Genomic DNA, 21,797 nt, shown 5'->3' with positions numbered 1-21,797 from the left:
AATCTATCAGGTAGAACAGTAAATTTACCACCATGTTCCTTGAAGTTGGCACGGTGCATGCAACTACCTATAGCGAAAGGCCCGAACGGCTGAGTCGAAGTCGAACGAGCTTTGAACTTCATTGTATGCCATAGAACATGGCGCAGGTTTTTCGGAAGGAGGACTTTGGTATGGCAGATGAAAGAAAGGACTTGGACAAGGATTTCCAGCAGGACAGGAAAGCCAAGCACATGGCTGATCCGAACAAGAACAAAGAGGCTTGGGAGCAGAAAGCCCAAGACGCCTCTGGACGCGATTGGACGAAGCCTCGGCGTCCGACGCTGAAAGACGGGGAAGTGTAGATCGGCCAGACGAGGAGAATTTGAGAGAGAGGGATAGCAAGCTATGCTTACCAATGAACTCGAAGGCGTCAACAAAGACGTCTACAAAACCGATTGGCAGTGGCAGGAAGGCGAGTACACGGTCACGCGTACGAACATGTGGACCGCCCCCGGCTGCCATAACGGTTGTTCCGTTCTGTATTACACCAAAGACGGCAAGGTCGAGAAGATCGAAGGCGACCCGCTTTCGCCCTACAACCAGGGCCGTCTTTGCATGCGCTGCCTCGACGTCGTCGAGACGTTCTACCATCCCGACCGCCTGAAGTACCCCCTGCGTCGCGTAGGCGAGCGCGGCGACAACCAGTGGGAGCGCATCACGTGGGACGAAGCGTACGACGACATCGCCGAGCACGTTCGCGCGATCTGGGACGAGTACGGCCCGGAGAGCATCGTTTCCATGCAGGGCACCGGCCGTAACATCTGCTGGCAGACCCCGTATCTGAGCTACGCCGCGTTCGGCAGCCCGAACTTCGTTCTCGGCTTCCTCTCGGGCGATGCCTGCTACCTGCCCCGTACCACCATCGGCCACTGCTTCATGGGCGACTTCTTCGTAGCCGACTGCTCGCAGCACCTTGAGAAGCGCTTCGCCGACCCCGAGTACGTGTTCCCCGATTACATGTTGATTTGCGGCAACAACGCTCTCATCTCCAACGGCGACGGATTCTTCGGCCACTGGATCGTCGACGTCATGAAGGAAGGCGGCACGAAGCTGATCGTGCTCGATCCCTCGTGCACCTGGCTCGCTTCGAAGGCCGAGCACTGGCTGCAGGTTCGCCCCGGCACCGATGCCGCAGTCGTCATCTCCATGCTGGGCGTCGTCATCGAAGAGGATCTCTACGATCACGACTTCGTCGAGAACTGGTGCTACGGTTTCGACGAGCTGGCCGAGCGCTGCAGGGAATACCCGCCCGAGAAGGCGGCTGAGATCGCCGGAGTCGACGCCGAAGCCATCCGCGCCGCTGCCCGCGCCTATGCGAGCGGCAATCCCTCCACCATCCAGTGGGGCCTCAAGGTCGACCAGACCGTCTGCGGCATCCCGTTGGCCCAGGCGTTGCTTTCCCTGGGTGCCATCTGCGGCGACATCGACGTTCCCGGAGGCATGATGATCCCGCGCTGCGCCTACGACATTCCCGACTCGTACGGTTGCGGCATGTGGAACCTCTCCGATGAGATGCTCGGCAAGATGCTCGGCGTCGACACCTCGCCGCTCCACGCGCTCGGATTCGACCCGACGGCGAACGGCGATACCGTGCTCCAGGCCATCGAGACCGGCGAGCCCTATCCGATCCGCATGCTGTTCATCCAGTCCACCAACCCGATCGCCAACATGGCTTCCGACGCTCCCCGCGTGTACCGCGCCATGCGCTCGGTGGATTACAACGTCGTCGTCGACGTGTTCATGACCCCGACGGCCGTTGCCTGCGCCGACATCGTGCTGCCCTGCGGCATGAGTTGCGAGCGCAACTCCGCCCGCGTGTGGTGGTGGCCGCTGCGCTCCATCGTCAAGGTCGCCGACTACTACGAGGCCAAGTCCGACGAGCAGATCATCCTCGAGCTCGGCAAGAGGCTCAATCCCCGGCTGTTCCCGTGGGAGACCGACGTCGAGCTCATGACGTGGTGGATCCAGTCCGGCAACCGCTTCCATGCCGGTTGGCCGCACAAGACCGACCAGACGTTCCTCGACCTGACCGAGAAGGTCATCGATTGGCCGGACGACTGGGCGTACCGCAAGCACGAGCTCGGATGGCTGCGCGACGACGGACAGCCCGGCTTCAACACGAACACCGGCAAGTGCGAGCTGTTCAACACCCTGTTCGACGCATGGGGATTCGATCCGCTGCCGTACTACGAGGAGCCGCCGGAGAGCCCGATCTCCACGCCAGAGCTGTTCGCCGAGTACCCGTACGTTCTGACTACCGGCGCCCGTACGTGGGAGTACTTCCACTCGGAGGAGCGCCAGGTCGCACGTCTGCGCGAGTCGCATCCCGATCCGCTGACCGACCTGCATCCCGACACCGCCGCCAAGATCGGCGTGTGCGAGGGCGACTGGATCTGGGTTGAGAACATGCGCGGCAAGTGCAAGCAGCGCGTGCGCTTCAACGCGTCGCTCAAGCCCGACACCGTGCGCTCCGAGCACGGCTGGTGGTTCCCCGAGACGGACGGCGCAGAGCCCAACCTGTTCGGCGTATTCGATTCGAACATCAACAACCTGACGGTTCAGGGCGTTACCGGGCCTACGCTGTACGGTGCTCCGTACGCCAACCAGATTTGCAAGATATATCCGGTCACGAAGGAGAACGACTGCTCGCCCAGCGAGATCGTGACTCGCAAGGGAGGTTTCTAAGATGGCGGAGAAATACGGTCTTTTGATCGACTATACGTGGTGCACCGGCTGCCACTCCTGCGAGATGGCCTGCAAGGTCGAACATGGCTGGGAAGCCGGCGAAGCCAACGGCATCCAGCTGTTCGAGGACGGCCCGCGCAAGATGCCGAACGGCAAGTTCGAGTACAATTACCTGCCCGTTATGACGTCGCTGTGCGACCTGTGCGCCGACCGCACCGCAGCGGGCAAGCTTCCGACCTGCGTGCATCATTGCCAGTCGGCTTGCATGAAGTACGGTACCGTGGACGAGTTGGCTGAGATGGCCAAGGAAATGCCCCGTACCTGGGTCTACGTACCCGAGCAGTAAGCATCGAGTCTCATCGGCGCTCCGTGTTTCAGCGGAGCGCCGAATCTGAGAATTCGTATCAGTAAGGAGATTGCCATGTGTTACAGACCAGCCAACACCGTCACTATCGTCAAATGCCTCGAGTGCGGTGCGTTCAACAAACCCACGAACGAGACGTGCTCGAAATGCGGAGCCGATCTGAACGAGTCCCGCAAGGCGGCAGACGAGGCCGTGGCTCCCCCCGCGGGCAAGCCCAAAGAGATTTCCCTCACGCCGCAGGGCCTCGATGGCGCCCCCAAGGCACCGGGAGCTCCCTCGGCCCCAAAAGCACCCGGCGCCCCGAAACCGCCGACGCCGTAGGGTCGTCGGGTTCGACGGCGTACGCCGGATGTTTCAGGATGAGGCGAAGCAGCCATGCCTAATTGCAGGACATGCAGTCCGTGGTGCAGTCGTTGCCATAAAAAGGCGGAGTACAAGTTCCCCGTCGAGTGTCCGGAATGCGGGTGGTACAACCCCTACGAACGGGAAACGTGCAAGAAGTGCGGCTCACCGGTCCCCCACAACGAAGGGAAGGCGGTAACCCACCTCAACGCCGAGGTGAAGAAATCCTGCTTCTTCTGCACGCCGTTCGAGAGGCCCTTGTGCAACGAATGCGTTGAGAAGGGGCGCACGAAAGTCTGCCCGGAATGCGGCAGCTACGTGTTGGGAACGCGGACCGTATGCAAGAAATGCGGGCATGCATTCTGAGGCGATCTGCTGGGCGTAAGCTCGAACGGCGTCGAGGCGCAGCCTGATATCGAAGCGGGGCAGGGCGCGTAGAACCGCGCTGAAAAGGTTTATCGGGCTGGGACGTGGTTGCCACATGTTTCCAGCCCTTTGCCGTTCTGGGATTTTGCGGCGATCGCCGCAGGCGGGAAGACGTTTACGAGTCTTTGAGCTTACGGTAGAGCGTCGCCTTGCTGATGTCGAGGATGGCTGCAGCTGCGGCGATGTTGCCGTCAGCCTGCCTGATCGCCTCGTTGATGGCGATGCGCTCGAGGTCGCTGAGGGAAAGCGTCGGCAAAGGTGAATCCTGCGCGACGCAGAACGGTTCGCTCGCGGTGTTCGATGCGGGAGCGCAGCCGTCCTGTACCTTGACAGAAGAAGACGATTCATTTTGGGTCAAGGCCCCGGAAGGTTCGGAGCCGAGATGTTCCGCTGGGGCGCGGTGATTGAGGTTCTGCGCGATGTACAAGGGGAAATCGTCTATGTTGATCACGCCGTTCTCGCAGGTGTAGTACGCGGAATAGATAGCGTGTTTGAGCTGGCGAACGTTTCCCGGCCATGCGTAGACGCTGACGAAATGCGCGGCCTCGTCGGAGAGCGTGACCCTGCCGTTTCCGGTTCTGATCTGGCATTCGTTGAGGAAGAACCGCGCGAAGTAGAGCGCGTCGCCGATTCGGTCGCGCAGCGGGGGGAGATTGACGGTGAGCACCGATATGCGGTAGAGCAGGTCTTCGCGAAACCGGTGCTCGCTCACGAGCTTCGGAAGGTTCTGGTTCGTTGCGGCTATCAGGCGGAAATCTATCTGCTTGTACGTTTTCCCGCCGACGCGGATGACGCGCTTGTTCTCCAGGACGCGCAGCAGCGTGGCCTGGAGTTCGAGGGGCATGTCGCCTATTTCGTCCAAGAAAAGCGTGCCGCCCTCGGCAAGCTCTATCTTGCCTGGCTTGCCGCCCTTCTCGGCACCCGTAAAACTTCCGCTCTCGTAGCCGAACAGCTCGCTTTCTATGAGGCGGGGGGGAATGGCCGCGCAGTTGATCGACATGAAGGGGCCGTTCGGGCATGCTTGATTGTGAATGGCCTGGGCGAACAACTCTTTACCCGTGCCGCTCTCGCCCATGAGAAGGATGTTCTCGGTCGATCGGGCGAATCGCGAGGCGAGGGCTTTCGCCTTGTTGATCTGGGTGCTTTCCCCGAGTATATCTTTGAATAGGATGTCGGCGGTGTCGCCGACTTTGCCGCGCGAGGCTCCGAGCGTCGTACGCTTGGCTTCCTTGAGCGATATGATGAAGCCTTCGAGTTCGCTCTTACTGCCGAATATCTGCGAGATCTTGGTTTCGTGGAGCTCCTCGTCGATGATGACCGTCGTCGAACCGCCCTGTTCGACTATCTCTTCGAAGGAGCGTCCGTCGCCCACGAGCGAGCGTGCGTTGGTTCCCATCAGATCCTCGGGCGGTATCTTGAGCAGGTGCGCGGCTTCGGGGGTGGCAAGCGTTATCGATCCTTCGGCGTTGCAGATCAAAACGCCGTCCTTCACCGCGTTGATGACGGTGCGCGAGATGCTCTCGAACCGCTGGGCTTCAAGGGAGGCCTGGCTGTACTTCTGCTCGGTTTCGGCGAGCTTGACCTCTTGCTGGTTGATGCGCAGCTGGTCGCTCAGGGCGATGGCGAGCGACGACACGAGGCTCATGGCATGGACGAGAACCTTTTCGTCGGATGGCGAAAGCGGACCCTCCGGTATGGATTGCGTGAGCGTGAGCGCTGCGATGCTCGTATCGGACTGGTCGATAACCGGTGCGGCGCAGGCTATGAGGCCCTGCAGGGCGAAGCAGTAGTGCTCGGGTCCCACGACGACGAACGGTTTCTTGTAGCGCATGCACAGGGTATGCGCGTTCGTTCCCACGTTCCCTTCGTCGCAGCGGTAGAGCGGGCCGACGAACTGATGCTGGTCGAGGTTCCCGATCTGGACGAGCGCTATGCCGCTTGCGTCGAGCAGTTCGAAAATGTAATCGTTCTGCAGGTTCAGCGATTCGACGTTCTTGATGAGCGAGCGAGCAGTATCCGCTATCTCGGCGTTTTCGGCGAGAACGCGCTGAAGCTCATCCTCGGTGATGTGCTCCCCGAGGTCGGAGTCGTCGGGCTTGAGCCCGCTGTTGTACGAACGAACCCACGAGTCGGCTATTTCGGGTCGCACGCAGCTTGCTTGGAAGGGGTCGGCATCGTTGTTGAGGAAGTCGAGCTTGGCCTCGAAGATGCAGTCCCAAAATGAATCGTCTTCTCGAATGGATCTGATGAGTTGGAGGTCTTCCACGTAATCAGAGTCCACGGTACCTGCGGCGTTGTCCATAAGAGCCTCCGTGCGCTGGCAATAAAAGTGCTTCATGACATTATAGGATATCATTGTGCTTCAAGCTAAAGTAGAAGATCATTTCGAGAAAAGCCTCAAGGGCGAGAACCCGCCGACGTGCGAGTCGCCGTTGCGCGGCGCCGTCGGGCGCAGGCCCTGGGGGCTCGACGCCTTGGGCGCAGACGTCGAGCCCGCGGCGCTCTCCTTCGACCACGGCATCCGCCGTTCTCCTGCCGAGAAGCTCGTCTCAAAAGCATCTTCGGATTCGCCTCGGCGCTCTTGCGGGGCGGCGAATGCCCCCGAGCGGGTTTGCGGCGGGTACCGCTACCGCATCAACGGGTCAGGCGCAATCCGGCTGCTTGCCTACGACGGTTGCGCTGCCAGCGTGGACGTGCCGGAGCGCATCGACGGCGTAAGCGTGGTTTCGCTTGCGACCAACATCTTCAGAGGCCACGAGGAGATCGAGTGCGTCTCGCTGCCCGATTCGATCGAACATGCAGGCAACCACGTGTTCGACGGTTGCACCAACCTGAAGAGCGTCAGGCTGTCGGCGGCGCTCGCGGACGTGAACCCCACGATGTTTCTCAACTGCCCAGCGCTCGTCGAGGTCACCCTGACCAGCCCCGTGGTTCGCCTTGAGGGCAACTCGCTTTCCGGCGCTCCCGTCAGAACCGTTGCCTTCGGTCCGCTCGTGGAGGCCCTCGACGCGAAACCTCTCGGTCTGCCGCATCTCGAGAGGATACGGGTCGACTCCGAAAACAAGCGTTTCGTCACCGATGGGCGGGCGCTCGTCTCGAAAGACCGCCGTCGTCTCTACCGCCTTGTCGTTGCGGGCGAGACCTACGAGGTGCCCGAGGGATGCGAGGTCATCGACGAGCGCGCTTTCGATTCGCTTTCGGAACTGAGGGAGGTGACCCTGCCGAATACGCTGACCCGCATCGGCAGGATGGCATTCGCGAAAACGTCCCTGGCGAAGGTCCGCTTGCCCGCTTCGCTCGAGTCGATCGGGAGCAAGGCGTTCTTCCACTGTTCGAAGCTCGAGCACGTCGAGATGCCGAGCGGGTTGAGGGAGATCGGCCCCGAGGCGTTCGCTTTCACCGCCGTCTCGCGCGCCGAACTGCCGTGCGCCTTGGAGCGCTTGGGGTTTCGCGCGTTCGACCATACGCCTGCGCAAGAGCGCGTAGTCGATGGGCGCCTGCGCATTGACGCGGGCAATCCTTTGCTTGAGCTGGACGGCGAAGGCGGCCTGTATCGCCGCGGTACGTTCCTTGAGCTTATTGGGCCGGTTGGGCGCTACTGCGTGCGCCCCGGCACCCGCGCGATCGCAGACGAGGCGTTCAAGCGCCACGGGAAGGTGCGCGCGATCGAGCTGCCCGAAGGCGTGCTCGAAATCGGACGCGAGGCGTTTCGGGGCAATCGTCAGCTGCAGCACGTCGGGTTGCCCGAGAGCCTTGCGCGCATCGGTGACGGCGCGTTTCTCGACACCTCCATCCGATCGCTTCGCCTTTCGAAGAACGTGCGGCGCATCGGGGACGGCGCCCTGCTCGTCCAGGGCTCGAACCAGCTGATGCCGCGGGCTCCCCTCGGATCGCTGTTCCTCGATGCGGAAAACCCCGTGTTCTACGTGGAAAGCGGGCTTCTCTGCGAGCGGGGCGGGGCGAAGGCGGGCGGCGACGCGTGCATCCTGTACGTGGGCCCCGATTCCGTCGTGAGGATTCCCGATCGGGTGGTGCACATCGCCGGCCTCGCATTCTGCGGTACGTCCGGCGTAGACGAGCTTTACCTGCACGGCCATCTGCGCAGCATTTGCATCGGGGCCTTCTCGACGGCGCGCACCATTCCGCTCGTGCACGTGGAGTTTCCCGAGCCCGTCGACGGCTACGCGTCGGGCGATTTCCCGGTCCCCGACCTCTCTTCGCGGTACCGATCGCCGTCCTACCTGTTCGATGCGGGCCCGACGGGAACCGTCTTCGACTTCGACTACTACGACTCGTGGGCGACCCATGCGGCCGACGTCGGCCAGTTCGCCTCGGCGGCCCTCGAACGTCTGAGGCATCCGATGCGCCTCGCAGACCATACGCGCGGGCTGTACGAGGGCATCATTCTGCGGAAGAACCGGCCCGTGTGCCGCCACTTCGCCGAGCGGGGCGATCTGGAATCGTTGCTGTGGCTGGACGGCAGGGGGCTGCTCGACGCCGACAGCGTCGGGGCCGAGCTGGACGCGGCGATGCGAGAGGGGAGGACGCAAGCTACGGCATGCCTGCTCGAGCTTCGGCACCGATCGATGCCGAACGCGGGCGTGGACTTCAGCTTGTGAGACGCATGAAAGACCTGACACCCATAGCCGAGGGAGACGTGGTGCTCAAAGAGCGAAAGCTCGGGCGCGCCCAAGGCGACCCGGCGCCCAAGGTCGGCCTGTCTTCGGAGAAGCGCATGGCCGAGAAGCGCGAGCGCTACGAGCGCTGCTTGCCGGTGGCCGCCGACATCCTGGAAGAGGCGCGCGCATCGCTTGCGGTGCGCTTCCGCTTCCTCGACCGCGCGCTGTGGCGCATGCCGCTCGTGCCGAGCTTCGAGATCTACGGCCTTGCGAGCGACGGCGCGAAGCTGTACTTCGATCCCGAGTACGTGGTGGCGCGGTTCAAGATTTCGCCGAACGAGGTGGTGCGCGACGTCATCCACTGCCTGTTCCACTGCATATTCCGCCACCCGTTCATGCTGTACTCGGTCCTGCGCCAGCCGTGGGACGTCGCGTGCGACATAGCCATCGAGGCGTTGCTGCTCGACCTGGTGGGCGACTCCTTTCCCTGCAACATGGACAGGCGCGCCAAAGAATCGCTCAAGGTCATCGGAGCGCAGCTCGGCGGCGTGGTGACGGCCGAGCGGCTGTACCGCTTCTTCGCGAACGAAGGCAACCAGATAGATCTGCGCTCGCTTGCGCCCCTGTTCTACCACGACTCCCACGGCCTCTGGTACGGCGAGGGGCAAGACGGTGCGGCGGGGGGCGCCCAGGGCGCCGCGCGCCAGATGCCGGAGGATCGCGAGGGCGGCGAGCTGCCCGCAACCGAGGGGAGCGAATCCCTCGACGACGCGCTCGATGCTTCCTCGCAAGGGGAGGGGGGTGGGGATCGGGATGGCGAAGAGGCCGACGACCCGCAAGACGAAAGCGAGGCCGCCGACCAGCAGGAGCAAAGCGATGCCCCGGAAGACGAGGGCGGCGCGGAGGACGAAGGCGGCGCGGAGGACGCATCGGCACCCGACGAGGCGCTCATGGAGACGTGGGAGGATATCAGCCGGCGCATCCAGATCGAGCTCGAGGCGCATATGCTTCGGCAGGGCGACGGCGCGGGAAGCTTCGCCGCCGCGCTCGAAGCGGTCAATCGGGAACGCTACGACTACGCCGAGTTCCTCAAGCGCTTCGCCACGCTGCACGAGCGCATGCGCGTGAACCCCGACGAGTTCGACTACATCTACTACACCTACGGCTTGAACCGATACGGCAACATGCCGCTGATCGAGCCGCTCGAATACAAGGAGACGCGTTCGGTGCACGATTTCGCCATCGCCATCGACACCTCCGAATCGGTTTCGGGCGATCTGGTGCAGGCTTTCATCCGCAAGACCTACAACATCTTGAAGCAGGTCGAGAACTTCGCCGAGCGCGTGAACATCCACATCATCCAGTGCGACGCGCGGGTTCAGGAGGATACGGTGATCACCTCGCTCGACGAGCTGGACCTCTACATCGACACGATGGAGCTCAAGGGGTTCGGCGGAACCGATTTCCGCCCGGTGTTCGAATACGTCAACCTGCTGGTGGAAAAACGCGCGTTCTCCGATCTGCGTGGGCTCGTCTACTTCACCGACGGGCAGGGCACGTTCCCGCCGAGAAAGCCGGCCTACGAAGCGGTGTTCGTGTTCCTCGACGACGGCTATTCCGATCCGGCCGTACCCCCGTGGGCGCTGAAGGTCATCTTGGACGAGAGGGGGCTGCCGTGACGGATGGCGGTGCGAACAGCGGGCGGAAAGAACGACGGCAGGCGGATACGAGGAGCAGACGATGAACATTGCAGACGCTAAACAGCAGGTGAAAGATACGATAGAGGCGTATTTGGCCACCGATGCGCACGGGCGGCCCCTTTTGGACATCGCGCGGCAGCGCCCGGTGTTTCTCGTCGGCGCGCCCGGCATCGGAAAGACGGCCATCATGGCCCAGATCGCCCAGGAGCTCGGCATGGGGCTCGTGTCGTACTCCATGACGCACCATACGCGCCAAAGCGCGCTCGGCCTGCCGTTCATCGTGCACGAAAAGTACGAGGGCACCGAATACGAGGCCTCCGAGTACACCATGAGCGAGATCATCGCCTCGGTGTATGCGTACATGAAAAATACCCAGGTCAAACAGGGAATACTGTTCCTCGACGAGATCAACTGCGTATCCGAGACGCTCTATCCCTCCATGCTGCAGTTCCTGCAGTTCAAGACGTTCGGGCGCCATGCGGTTCCGGACGGGTGGATCATCGCCTGCGCGGGCAATCCGCCCGAGTACAACAAATCGGTGCACGAGTTCGACATCGTCACGCTCGACCGCGTCAAGAAGATCAGCGTCGAGCCCGATTTCGGGGCATGGAAAACCTATGCCGTGTCGAAGGGCACGCATCCTGCCGTCCTCACGTTCCTCGAGATCAAGAAGAACCGCTTCTACTCCATCGAGGCGTCGCTCGAAGGGAAGTCGTTCGTCACCGCGCGCGGCTGGGACGACCTCTCCGACATGATGGGGGTATTCGAACAGCTGGGCAAACCGGTCGATTTCGACCTGATCGTGCAGTACGTGCAAAACGATACGATCGCCCGCGAGTTCGCCGCCTACTACGATCTGTTCAACAAGTACCGCGACGACTACCGCATCGACGAGATACTCGACGGCGGCGACGTGGACGAAATTGCCGATCGAGCGGGTTCGGCGGAGTTCGACGAGCGCCTTTCCCTCATCGGCCTTCTGATCGACGCCGTGTGCGGCGAGATGGCGGCCGTTATGGGCGATACCGACGTGCTCGTCGCCCTGCGCGACGATATGCGCAGCGTGAAGGTTGCCGTCGAGGACGGGGGCGACGTGCGGGAGTGCATCGAGTCGGTTGAGCGCGGCCGAGCCTCGCAGCTCGAGCTTGCGGTGGCTGCGGGCACCATCGGGAAAGGCCGCCGCGAGACGGTCGAGCGCGTGCTCGATGATCTGGCCGATTTCAGACTCGCGGTGGGCAGTGCGGATTCCCCTGCGGGTTTCGCGTTCGTTGCGCAGGCGTTCGACGACAGGGTCGATGCGCTGCGGGCCCGCGCGGATGCCGTTGAAGCCCGGCTTGCGCGTGCGTTTTCCTTCGTGGCGGCCGCGTTCGGCGAGCAGCAGGAGATGCTCGTGTTCACTACGGAGCTCACGTCGCGTACGAGCTCGGCGCGCTACATAGCCCAGTACGGAAGCGAGTCGTATTTCGCCCACAACGCCGACATGATACTTTCGGAACGCCAGCGAGATCTGCGCCGACGCATCGAAGACCTGAGCTTATGACGCGTTCGATACGCGTTTCGATAACGGAAAGCACCTTAGAAAAAAAGGAGAAGGAACAATGAAGAAGTACACGCTCACCTCGTACGACCCGATCGAGCTCGACCTGCCGAAACCCCAGGTTCCCGAATCGCTGGTCGACGCCCAGATCGAGAAGCTGCTCGAGCCTTTGGCCGAGTACCGCGAGATCGCCGAAGATCGCGGGGTCGCCATGGGCGACCACGTGGTGGTGACGACCGTCGATGCGCGCATCGACGGCAACCCCGCCTCGAACTTCGTGCTGGAGCACTCGCTCTACCACGTGGGCGGAGGGGAGATGCCGCGCACGTTCGACGAGGAGCTCGTCGGCATGGCCGCGGGGGAAACGAAAGAAGCCGAGGCGAAGATCAAGCTCCCGCTCGCGCAGGACGGCGATGCATCGAGTTTGACCATGGCCGTGACCGTCGAGAAGATCCTCAGCTGCTGCGCACCCGAGCTGACCGACGAGTTCGTGGCCGAGCACTTCGCCCCCGCCACGACGATCGCCGAGTTCCGCGAGGGCGTCGCCAAGCAGTTCGGCAAGCCCGACATGGCCAAAGACGACGCGCAGTTTCCCGACCTCGTGCTCGACGAGCTGGCGAAGCGCCTGGTCGAGGAGCCCGATCCGGCCGACCTGCTGCCCGGCCAGCCCCTCGATGCGCTCAAGGTCACCTGCGCGATCGACGCGCTTGCCGAGCACCTGAACATCGAGTTGTCCGACGACGACATCACGGCCCAGATGCCCGGCAACGATCTCGAACAGCGCATCAAGATTCGCAAGCAGCTCGAAGAGCAGGGCTTGGGCGACGAGGCCGTCGTGTTCGCACGCCGCGAAGCCGCCTTGTCGTGGCTGGTCAACAACTCGCGCGTGTCGTATCGGTAGCCGAGTCCGCACAGCCGGGGTGATGAGCATGAACGAAGGACAGCCGATCGACGAGGGTGCCCTGAAAGCGCATTACGAGCAGACGCCTAGGGAGTACGGGTTCGCGAGCCAGTGCAAGATGGTGCTCTTGGGCGGCATTGCGGGCAAGCGCGTGCTCGATGTCGACTGCCGCCGGGGCAAGGGGGTCGTGAAGCTCTCCGACTACGTCGGATCTCGCGGCCATGTCGTGGGGGTCGATCCGAACCCCGCATGGATCGCCATCGCCGAATCCTTCGTGGAAGACGCGTGGCGCCGAAACGGGCTGCCCGAGAACAACATGGAGTTCCGCGTGGCGTACCCCGAGGATCTCGCGGCGGCAGGACTCGAAGACGATGCGTTCGATCTTGTGTTCGCCAACAGCAGCATCAACATCGACTACTGCCCCGAAGCGGTATTTCGCGAGCTTTTCCGCGTGCTGCGGCCCGGCGGAGTGCTCGTGTTCGACGGGGTGGTCGCCGCAGGGCCGCGCGATGCCGGTACGGTGGCCCGCGCCCGCGCCCTCGGCAACGCGGTGCAGGCGGCGCTTTCCCGCGCAGAGTTCGAAGCGCTGGTCGGCCGCGCGGGGTTCGAGCCTCCCGAGTACTACGAGGAATCGGACGTCGCCGCCGAGACGGGCTTCGAGAACGGTTTCGAGGTGCCGGTCGCCGAGACCGACGAGAAGGTGCGGTTCGTAAAGACCACGGCGCGCATCTGCAAGCCGCGGCGCTAGATTGGCCGTGTAAGGGCGCCCGTATGCGGGCGCCGAAGGCAAAGGCTGCGAGGCACATGCCTTAGCGGCAACGTATTCAAGGGGAGACAATGAACTATGAAGATCTGAAAGCGCAGGTCGAGGCAATGGATGCCCCGCAGGCGAAGGACTATCGCGAACTGTTGGCCCTGGCGAGCATCGCGGGCGGCGTTTGGCCCCAATTCGGCGAGCATCTCGAGCGGGCCGAGGATTGCCGAGGGTTCTTCAAGGCGATCTACGACGACGATGCCTGTCGCTTCGAGAACGCATGGGCGTATTGGGCGAAGATGAACAAGGAGCCCTGGGCCGATCGCTTCGAGCCCGAACGCGCGCTTCGGGGCGTGCTGCTCGAGAACAAAGGCCTCTTCCTCGAGGGCAAGGGAAACGAGCTGCTCATCCCGCTGCACGGCCGTGGGCACGGGGCGAACGTGTACCTGCTTGCCGACAGCGGGTTCAATGCGAAGGCGGCGGAGCTCTACGGCTCGATCAACGGGTCGTTCTCGTGCGTGGGCATCGAGCTCGAGGGTGCGTTCGACGTGTACCGCGGACACAGGACGCTCATCTTCGAGCGATGGACCATCGACAAGCTGAAGCGGCGTGCTCACGGGAAAGGCCAGGTCCGCACCGGTTGCGACTGCGCGACCCCATGGTAGGGCGCTTCGACGGAACGACGCTGGGCGCATCTTCGCCCTCGGTGCCCGACGGAGCGAACGGGCCGTACGCGCATTCACCGCGAGGGTGAGAGAAGGCGGGCGATCCTGCGAGCGGCGCTCTTGCCGGGCGGGTGCGAGCGCGGTTCTTCTCGCAGCCGCCCGGAGCGCTTCGCGGTGTGTTGTCTGCCGTGCGGCGTGCGTCGAGGCGCCGCATATGGGGTATACTGCAAAGGAACATACCGTTATAGGCGTTTCATGGCGAAGGAACACTCAGTCAGTGGCAGGATTCAGCGAAGAGGACATCCGAAAGGTCCGCGAGGCGAACGACCTCGTGTCGGTCGTCGGCGATCGCGTGCCCGTGCGCCAGCGTGGACGGGATTTCTGGTGCTGCTGCCCTATCCATGACGAGAAAACGCCGTCATGCAAGATCGATCCGGCATCCCAGCTGTGGCACTGTTTCGGATGCGGTGCGGGCGGCGACGTATTCAGCTTCGTCATGCAGGTTGACGACCTCGATTTTCCCGATGCGGTGCGCAAGCTCGCCGAGCGCGGCAACGTCCAGATCACCGAGAACGGCAAGCCTGCGGTAGCCCACGGCTACAAGGCCCGGCTCAAGGACATCTGCAAGGAAACCGCCGAGTTCTACCATACGCAGCTCATGCGCGGCAAAGATCCCGGAGCCGCCTCGGCGCGCACGTATCTGGCGAGCCGCGGGTTCGGCGGCGAAGTGCCCAAGCGCTGGGAGCTCGGATACGCGCCCGGTTCGGGCCAGCTTGTCCGCCATCTCAAGGCGAAGGGCTTCAAGGATAAAGAGCTCGTCGACGCGAATGTCGCCCTCGATGGCAGCGGGGACTCTCGGCGCGGCGGCCTGAAGGACCGGTTCTACAACCGCGTGATGTTTCCCATCTTCGACGTGCAGGGCGATTGCATCGCGTTCGGCGGTCGCATCATCGGGGACGGGCAGCCCAAGTACCTTAACTCGCAGGAAACCCCGGTGTTCCATAAATCGGAGGTGCTTTTCGGCCTCGACAAGGCGAAGACGGCCATGGCTTCCTCGGGCATCGCCGTGGTCGTCGAAGGCTATACCGACGTGATCGCGCTTCACGAAGCGGGAATCCAGAACGCGGTGGCGACGTTGGGGACGGCCCTCACGAACCAGCATATCCGGGCGCTTTCGCGGCACGCCAAGCGGCAGATCATCTACCTGTTCGATGGCGACGAGGCCGGCCAGAGGGCTGCTGACAGAGCCCTTGGGTTCATCGATCGGTCGATGACTCCCGAAGCGGGCCGTACCAAGATCGAGTTGGCGGCCGTCACGCTTCCCGACGATCTCGATCCGGCCGATTTCGTGGGCCAGCGCGGGGCCGATGCGCTGCGCGAGCTGCTCGCTTCGGCGCGCCCGCTGCTTAAATACGGCATCGAACGCCGCATTGCCAAGCACAACCTTGCTTCGGCCGAAGGCCGAGCCGCCGCGCTCGCCGACGCGCTCGCGGTGCTCGCGCCCATCAAAGACTCGATTCTCGCGAAGGACTATGCGATCCAGATCGCCGGCATGGTGCGTGCGCGGGAGGACGACGTGCTCGAACAGCTCGAACTGCTCGAGGCTCCTCGCCAGGCGCCTTCGCATGAAGAGCAGGCTGCGGGGGATAAACCGGTTCGCAGGCGGCCTTCGTCTGCGCTGCCGCAAAGCGAGCTGTCGCGCCGACGCTACGAGCGCGAGTTCTTGAGCCTGGTGGCAAGGCGTCCCGAAGAAGGCCTGCGCTTGGCAGACGCGCTCGCTCAAACGCAGTGGCACGAGCCGGTGCACGGGCTTCTTTCCCAAAGTATCCTTGCCGCTCTGGCCGACAACCCCGCTGCGAAAGGACCCGAAATCATCACCGCTGCACAGCAGGCGGTGCCCGCGGCGGCGAGCATCCTCACTTCGGGCACGATGTCGGAGGAGTCCGGAGCTGCGCAGGTCGCTTCGTTTCTGGCCGAAGAGCTCGCTATCGGCGATATGGAGGATGCGGTTGCGGCTCTCAAGGCAGAGCTTGCGCAGGCGGACAGGCTCGATCCCCAGGAGTACGAGTTGCTGTTCGAGAGCGCTGTTGCCATGCAGAAGGAGCTGGCGAAAAGAAGGCTCGCGCATACGTCGGGCGGACAGTCGTAGCGAGCCTTGCTGCGACGCGATGGGATCCATCCCGTTCGTCGCAGCGCATCGCTTTGCGTTCGGCGGCGTTGTCTTTGCGGGAGCGAAGCGTGTAGTATGAGTGGACGGGTTGCACAACGGCGTTGACTGACCTTATATGATATAGAATATATTACATTAATGAGAACGTACCGTTAGGAAAGGAGGCGCAATGAGTCCCTTCGTTTGGCTGGGGGTCGCAGCGGTAATGGGCATCGTGGAGGTGCTTTCGTTCGGCCTCATCACCATGTGGTTCGTCGTCGGCGCGCTTGTAGCGTTTCTCGCGAATCTGCTCGGCTACGACATCATCGTGCAGCTCGTCGTGTTCTTCGTCGTCTCGATCGTGTGCCTGATCGTGCTACGGCCGCTGTTCATCAAATACCGCAAACGCGGTGAGCAGGAAGAGCCCGACGTGGTCGGGCAGTCGGCTCTCGTGGTCGAAGCCATCGACAACGAGCGCCTTTCGGGCCGCATCGAAACCGCCAACCGCATGACGTGGGCGGCTCGAAGCGCCGATGGTTCGGTAATACCGGCCGGTGAAACGGTCGTCATCAAGGACAGGGAGAGCATCAAGCTCATCGTTGAAAGGAAACCCTCATGAATCTTCTGATCGTCGTTGCGGTGCTCGTCGTTTTGCTTGTCCTCTTCTCGGTCACCTGCATCAAGATCGTCCCCCAGGCGACCGCGGCGGTTGTCGAGCGCTTCGGATCGTATTTGACTACTTGGAACAACGGCCTGCACGTGAAGGTGCCGTTCATCGACCGCGTGCGCGGCGGCATCTCGCTCAAGGAGCAGGTGTTCGATTTTCCGCCTCAGCCCGTCATCACGAAGGACAACGTAACCATGTCCATCGACACCGTCGTGTTCTTCCAGATCATGGATCCGAAGCTGTACTGCTACGGCGTCGAGAACCCCATCATCGCCATCGAGAACCTCTCGGCCACCACGCTGCGCAACATCGTGGGCGATCTCGATCTCGATACGACGCTCACCTCGCGCGATGTGGTCAACGCGAAGATGCGCGCCATCCTCGACGAGGCGACCGATGCCTGGGGCATCAAGGTCAACCGCGTAGAGGTGAAGAACATCACGCCGCCTGCCGCTATCCAGCAGGCTATGGAAAAGCAGATGAAGGCAGAGCGTGAAAAGCGCGAGGCGGTGCTTTTGGCCGAAGGCGAGAAGCAGGCGGCCATCACGATCGCCGAAGGCAACAAACAGGCGATCATCCTCGCCGCAGAGGCAAACAAGCAGCAGACCATCCTCGCCGCCGAGGCGGAGCGCGAGAAGCAGATCCGCGAGGCCGAAGGCGAGGCCGAGGCCATCCGCAACGTCCAGCAAGCGACCGCCGACGGCATCCGCGTAGTGCGCGAAGCCGGGGCCGACAACGCGGTCCTCACTTTGAAGGCGCTCGAGTCGCTCGGCATTCTCGCCAACGGCACCGCCACCAAGCTCATCGTCCCGTCCGACATCCAGGGCATTGCGGGTCTGGCCGCATCGCTCAAGGAGGTATTCGTTGATGATGCTTCTGTCAAGCGCGATAAAACCGCTGGACAAGATCGCTGACCTGTTCGACAATGGCTCTGAATAACGGGGACCTGGCGGGCGCACGTGCCCGCAGGTCCTTTTACACATAACTCTGAAAAGGAAACGAATATGAACATCGTGCTCTCCCCAGACCCCATGCTCCGGCAAGTGTGCGAGCCGTGCCGGGTCGAGGATAAAAGCATCAAGAAGCTTGCAAAGCAGATGGCGAAGGCCATGTACAAGAACAACGGCTGCGGCCTTGCGGCGCCCCAGGTGGGCGTGCTCAAGCGCGTCGTCGTCGTCGATTGCGACACCGAATCCGACGAGAAGAACCCCATCTACATGATCAACCCCGAGCTGGTCGAGCTCCAGGGCGATCCTATCGTCATGGGCGAGGGCTGCCTTTCGTGCCCGGGCATCACCGTGGAGATCGCCCGACCGCCTTTTGCGAAGGTGCGTTTCCTCGATCTCGACGGCGAGGAATGGACGATCGAGGGCGACGGCCTTTTGGGTCGCTGCCTCCAGCACGAACTCGATCATCTTGATGGCAAAACCATGTTCGAAGTCTGCGATCCCATGACGAGGATCGAAGCGCTCAGGGCATACGAAGTGGCGCTTGCGAACGGCGCAAAGCCGGGAGAGACAGGTCCGGAGCAATGAGAATAGTCTTCATGGGCACGCCCGAATTCGCGGCAACCATCCTTGAGGACCTTGTGCAGCAGCACGAGGTCGTAGCCGCCTATACGCGCCCCGACGCCGTGCGCGGAAGGGGAGCCGAAGCGGTTGCGTCGCCCGTGAAGCGTGTTGCCGAGCGATACGGCATCGAGGTGCGCTGCCCCAAAACGCTGCGCGACGAATCCGAGCAGGACCATCTCGCCTCGCTTGCGCCCGACGTCGTATGCGTCGCGGCGTACGGCATGATCCTCCCGCCCGCCGTCTTGGACATACCGGAATACGGCTGCATCAACGTGCATGCGTCGCTGCTTCCCTCATGGAGGGGAGCAGCACCGGTCGAGCGCGCCATCCTCGCCGACGAGGTCGAGACGGGCGTATGCGTGATGCGGATGGAGGAGGGGCTCGATACCGGCGCCTACTGCATATGCCGTACGGCCAACATGGAGGATAAAAACGCCGACGAGCTGACCGACGAGCTGGCAAACCTCGGGTCGCACGCCCTTCTGACCGCGCTCGTCCATATACAGGAGGGCGCCGCCGAATGGATCGAGCAGGACGAGGACCGGGTCACCTATGCGGATAAGATCGGCAAGCACGAGCTCGACCTCGATCCGGCGGATCGTTGCCGCGCGCTTGTGCTGAAGGTGCGCGCATCGAGTGCGGCGCACCCGTCGCATGCGGTGGTGGCCGGCCGCGCGGTTACGGTTTTGGAGTTGAAGGATATCTCGAACGACGAGCGGGCTTCGGAACTTGCCGCAGGCATGGAGCCCGGGGAGGTGCGCTTCGCCGCCAAGAAACTGTTCCTCGGTGCGACGGGCGGCGCTGTGGAGGTTGTACGGCTCAAACCCGACGGAAAGCAGGCAATGGATGCGAAGTCGTTTGCGGCGGGCGTGCAGGGCATCAAAGACGGTCGTATGAGCTGGGGGGCGCCCGATGGCGTATAAGGGAACCGAGCGCGGGCGTGCGAGCGATCGGGTCTCCGGCCGGGCGAACGGCTCGGTCGGGGCGCAGCGCGCCGCCAAGGCGAGCCCCGCGCGAAGGGCGGCTCTCGAGGTCGGCTCCATCGTGCGTACGCGCAGCGCGTACGCGCAGGACGTCATCGCCAAGCACGTGGACGCCTCTTCGCTTTCTCCGGAAGACCGCGCGTTCGCAACCAAACTCGCGCTTGGCGTTGCGAGCAGCTCGGGAACGCTCGACGAGGTCATCGACCGCTGTCTCAAATCGCCGTCCGACATCAAAAGCGATGTGCGCGATGCGCTCCGTATCAGCACCTACGAGATCGTATTCCTCGACAAGAGTCCGCATGCGGCCGTCGATCAGGGCGTCGAGCTCGTCAGGGCGATTGCTCCGAAGGCGGCCGGGCTCGCCAACGCCGTACTGCGCAAGATCGTGGCCTCCAAGGCGGAGTTCCCGTTCGGCGATCCTGCAACCGATGCGGCGGCGCTTGCGCGGTCGCATGCGTTTCCCGTCTGGTTGGCGAATCGGCTCATAGCCGATCTCGGCCGTGACGGGGCGATTGACTTCATGGCGGCCTCGAACGAGCCCGCCCCCGTATTCGTTGCGGTGAACAGCTTGAAGGCAAGCGACGAGTCCGTGCTCGCTGTATTCGAGCGGGCTTCGGCGCCGCTGCAGACAGTGAGGATCGGTACCGAAGCCGTTGCCGGGTGCTATCGCCTTGCCGCGCCGAAGGCCTTGCAGGACGAGGGCGTGAAGCGGTTGTTCTCCGACGGCAAGATACTGGTGAGCGATGCCGCTTCCCAGATGGTGGCTGCGGGAGTCCTCTCGAAAAGCAAGAAGCCGGCAACGTTTCTCGAGATCGGGGCGGGGCGGGCAACGAAGACCATCCTGCTGCAGAGCAACGCGAACCGCCTGTACGAAAGCCAGCTCGAGTTGAGCACGCTCGACAACCACGAGTTCAAGACGAAGCTGCTCGTAGAGCGCGCGAGCCGCTACGGCGCGCGCGTTTCGGCGGCGCATACCGGCGACGCGACCAAGCTCGACGAGGTGCTGCCGGCAGCCGTCTTCGACGAGGTTTTCATCGATGCGCCTTGCTCGGGGCTCGGAACCCTCCGACGCCATCCCGAGATCCGATGGCGCATAACCGAGCAGGACATCGACAGGCTCGCCGAAACGGGTCTCGCGATGCTCGAATCGGCTGCCGGGCACGTAGCGCCGGGCGGCGTGCTCGCCTATGCCACCTGCACGGTGCTCAAGGCCGAGAACGCGGCCGTGGTCAAACGGTTCCTCGAAAGCGAGGCGGGCTCGCCGTTCGCGCTCGACGAGATATGCAAAACGCGCGTATTCTCTACGCGGCTCGCTCCGCGTTCTTCTGATGCGCATTTCGCGGTGCGTATGGTGCGCACCAGATGAGTGGTGTAGAATCGCGCTCATCAGCTCTACTCAATGGACATCTACGAAAGGGTAAGTATGCAAGCTGCACGAATCATGGAAATCCTCAACGTAGCCGAGACTGCAGCCATCGCGTGTGCCGATTGGTCGGGCAAGGGCGATAAGGTCGCAGCCGATCAGGCGGCGACGACCGCCATGCGCAACGCGTTCAACGACATCGAGTTCTCGGGACGCATCGTGATCGGGGAGGGCGAGCGCGACGAGGCCCCCATGCTCTACATCGGCGAGGAGCTCGGGCGCGGCGGCGAAGAGATCGATATCGCAGTCGATCCGCTCGAGGGTACGAACCTGTGCGCATACAACAAGCCCAATGCACTGACGACCATCGCCATTGCGCCGAAGGGTGCGCTCCTGTTTGCTCCTGACACCTACATGGAAAAGATCGCTGCAGGTCCGGCATGTGTCGGCAAGGTCCATATCGACAACACGCCCGAAGAGAACGTTCGCGCCGTCGCCGAGGCGCTCGGCAAAGAGGTTTCCGATGTGAACGTGTGCATCCTCGACCGCGATCGCCATAAGGATCTTATCCAGGGTGTGCGCGATGCCGGCGCCCGCGTGCGCCTGATCGACGACGGCGACGTGTTCGGCGCGATCGCTACGGCGGTTCCCGGAACCGGCATCGATTTGTACATGGGCTCGGGCGGCGCTCCCGAAGGCGTGCTCGCCTGCACGGGTCTCAAGGCTATCGGCGGTACGTTCATGGGGCGCTTCCGTTTCCGCTCCGACGACGAGCGCGCTCGTGCCGAGAAGACCGCCGAGGTGGATCTCGACGGCGTGCTTACCATGGATATGCTCGTTCGTTCCGATGACGCTGCGTTCCTCGCGTGCGGCGTAACCGACGGCGAGATGGTTTCCGGCGTTTCGAAAACGGACGGATGCATTACCACCGAATCGGTTGTTATGAACGCTGCCGACAAGACGGTTCGCTTCATCAAGACCTGCCGTCGCGGCGAAAACGGAGTCATCAGATTCCATTAAGCCCGAATGGTT

19 protein-coding genes are annotated in these 21,797 nt (G+C 62.8%); 18 read left to right on the top strand and 1 reads right to left on the bottom strand.

What is annotated here, in order from left to right; all coding sequences use genetic code 11:
- Window positions 1-170: 170 nt before the first annotated feature.
- The 5 genes from MWL89_RS09030 (at window position 171) to MWL89_RS09010 (ending at window position 3,796) form a co-directional block, all read left to right on the top strand.
- Window positions 171-341 carry a hypothetical protein gene (locus MWL89_RS09030; protein ID WP_180995017.1) on the top strand — a complete coding sequence of 57 codons (171 nt, stop codon included), beginning with the start codon at window positions 171-173 and terminating at the stop codon, window positions 339-341.
- Between the two features lie 43 nt (window positions 342-384).
- Window positions 385-2,724: a molybdopterin-dependent oxidoreductase gene (locus MWL89_RS09025; protein WP_102377992.1), complete on the top strand. Its 2,340-nt coding sequence runs from the start codon at window positions 385-387 to the stop codon at window positions 2,722-2,724.
- A gap of 1 nt (window position 2,725) precedes the next feature.
- Window positions 2,726-3,070 (top strand): 4Fe-4S dicluster domain-containing protein, encoded by a 345-nt coding sequence (locus tag MWL89_RS09020; RefSeq protein WP_102377993.1) that lies wholly within the window; start codon window positions 2,726-2,728, stop codon window positions 3,068-3,070.
- A 75-nt stretch (window positions 3,071-3,145) separates the two neighbouring features.
- Window positions 3,146-3,409, top strand: a complete 264-nt coding sequence (locus tag MWL89_RS09015; RefSeq protein ID WP_102377994.1) for a hypothetical protein — start codon at window positions 3,146-3,148, stop codon at window positions 3,407-3,409.
- 54 nt (window positions 3,410-3,463) lie between these two features.
- Window positions 3,464-3,796 carry a hypothetical protein gene (locus tag MWL89_RS09010; protein ID WP_146040592.1) on the top strand — a complete coding sequence of 111 codons (333 nt, stop codon included), beginning with the start codon at window positions 3,464-3,466 and terminating at the stop codon, window positions 3,794-3,796.
- 175 nt (window positions 3,797-3,971) lie between these two features.
- On the opposite strand, the gene MWL89_RS16325 is transcribed toward MWL89_RS09010, so the two are convergent.
- A complete protein-coding gene (locus MWL89_RS16325) occupies window positions 3,972-6,158 on the bottom strand; it encodes a sigma-54-dependent Fis family transcriptional regulator (protein ID WP_279611911.1) in 2,187 nt (728 codons plus the stop codon).
- Between the two features lie 55 nt (window positions 6,159-6,213).
- Between MWL89_RS16325 and MWL89_RS09000 the strand changes: the two genes are divergently transcribed.
- The 13 genes from MWL89_RS09000 to glpX all read left to right on the top strand — a co-directional run bounded on the left by MWL89_RS09000 (window position 6,214) and on the right by glpX (window position 21,785).
- The gene (locus MWL89_RS09000; RefSeq protein ID WP_244385783.1) at window positions 6,214-8,475 is read left to right on the top strand and encodes a leucine-rich repeat domain-containing protein; all 2,262 of its coding nucleotides are present in this window, start codon (window positions 6,214-6,216) and stop codon (window positions 8,473-8,475) included.
- A gap of 5 nt (window positions 8,476-8,480) precedes the next feature.
- Entirely contained in the window at window positions 8,481-10,154 is a 1,674-nt protein-coding gene (locus MWL89_RS08995) for a vWA domain-containing protein (RefSeq protein ID WP_244385782.1), read from the top strand.
- 61 nt (window positions 10,155-10,215) lie between these two features.
- The gene (locus tag MWL89_RS08990) at window positions 10,216-11,715 is read left to right on the top strand and encodes an AAA family ATPase (RefSeq protein ID WP_244385781.1); all 1,500 of its coding nucleotides are present in this window, start codon (window positions 10,216-10,218) and stop codon (window positions 11,713-11,715) included.
- A 58-nt stretch (window positions 11,716-11,773) separates the two neighbouring features.
- Window positions 11,774-12,613 carry a trigger factor gene (locus tag MWL89_RS08985; RefSeq protein WP_244385780.1) on the top strand — a complete coding sequence of 280 codons (840 nt, stop codon included), beginning with the start codon at window positions 11,774-11,776 and terminating at the stop codon, window positions 12,611-12,613.
- A gap of 28 nt (window positions 12,614-12,641) precedes the next feature.
- Window positions 12,642-13,361: a methyltransferase domain-containing protein gene (locus MWL89_RS08980; RefSeq protein ID WP_244385779.1), complete on the top strand. Its 720-nt coding sequence runs from the start codon at window positions 12,642-12,644 to the stop codon at window positions 13,359-13,361.
- Between the two features lie 89 nt (window positions 13,362-13,450).
- Window positions 13,451-14,032 carry a hypothetical protein gene (locus tag MWL89_RS08975; RefSeq protein WP_244385778.1) on the top strand — a complete coding sequence of 194 codons (582 nt, stop codon included), beginning with the start codon at window positions 13,451-13,453 and terminating at the stop codon, window positions 14,030-14,032.
- A gap of 277 nt (window positions 14,033-14,309) precedes the next feature.
- Window positions 14,310-16,181: a DNA primase gene (dnaG, locus tag MWL89_RS08970; protein ID WP_244385777.1), complete on the top strand. Its 1,872-nt coding sequence runs from the start codon at window positions 14,310-14,312 to the stop codon at window positions 16,179-16,181.
- A gap of 190 nt (window positions 16,182-16,371) precedes the next feature.
- Window positions 16,372-16,800 (top strand): NfeD family protein, encoded by a 429-nt coding sequence (locus MWL89_RS08965; protein ID WP_244385776.1) that lies wholly within the window; start codon window positions 16,372-16,374, stop codon window positions 16,798-16,800.
- Window positions 16,797-17,762, top strand: a complete 966-nt coding sequence (locus tag MWL89_RS08960; protein WP_102378004.1) for an SPFH domain-containing protein — start codon at window positions 16,797-16,799, stop codon at window positions 17,760-17,762. The genes MWL89_RS08965 and MWL89_RS08960 overlap by 4 nt, the downstream gene beginning before the upstream one ends.
- A 90-nt stretch (window positions 17,763-17,852) precedes the next feature.
- Window positions 17,853-18,383 (top strand): peptide deformylase, encoded by a 531-nt coding sequence (def, locus tag MWL89_RS08955; protein WP_102378005.1) that lies wholly within the window; start codon window positions 17,853-17,855, stop codon window positions 18,381-18,383.
- An 11-nt stretch (window positions 18,384-18,394) separates the two neighbouring features.
- Entirely contained in the window at window positions 18,395-19,342 is a 948-nt protein-coding gene (fmt, locus tag MWL89_RS08950; RefSeq protein WP_341801919.1) for a methionyl-tRNA formyltransferase, read from the top strand.
- The gene (locus MWL89_RS08945) at window positions 19,332-20,768 is read left to right on the top strand and encodes a transcription antitermination factor NusB (RefSeq protein ID WP_244385774.1); all 1,437 of its coding nucleotides are present in this window, start codon (window positions 19,332-19,334) and stop codon (window positions 20,766-20,768) included. Before fmt ends, MWL89_RS08945 begins: the two co-directional genes overlap by 11 nt.
- Window positions 20,769-20,825: 57 nt before the next feature.
- Window positions 20,826-21,785: a class II fructose-bisphosphatase gene (gene glpX / locus MWL89_RS08940; RefSeq protein ID WP_244385773.1), complete on the top strand. Its 960-nt coding sequence runs from the start codon at window positions 20,826-20,828 to the stop codon at window positions 21,783-21,785.
- The last annotated feature ends 12 nt before the right edge of the window (window positions 21,786-21,797 follow it).

The organism is Raoultibacter timonensis, assembly GCF_022845715.1.
Lineage (GTDB): Bacteria > Actinomycetota > Coriobacteriia > Coriobacteriales > Eggerthellaceae > Raoultibacter > Raoultibacter timonensis.
Note: the sequence above shows the minus strand (reverse complement) of the source record. Positions and strands in the feature narration are given on the sequence as shown.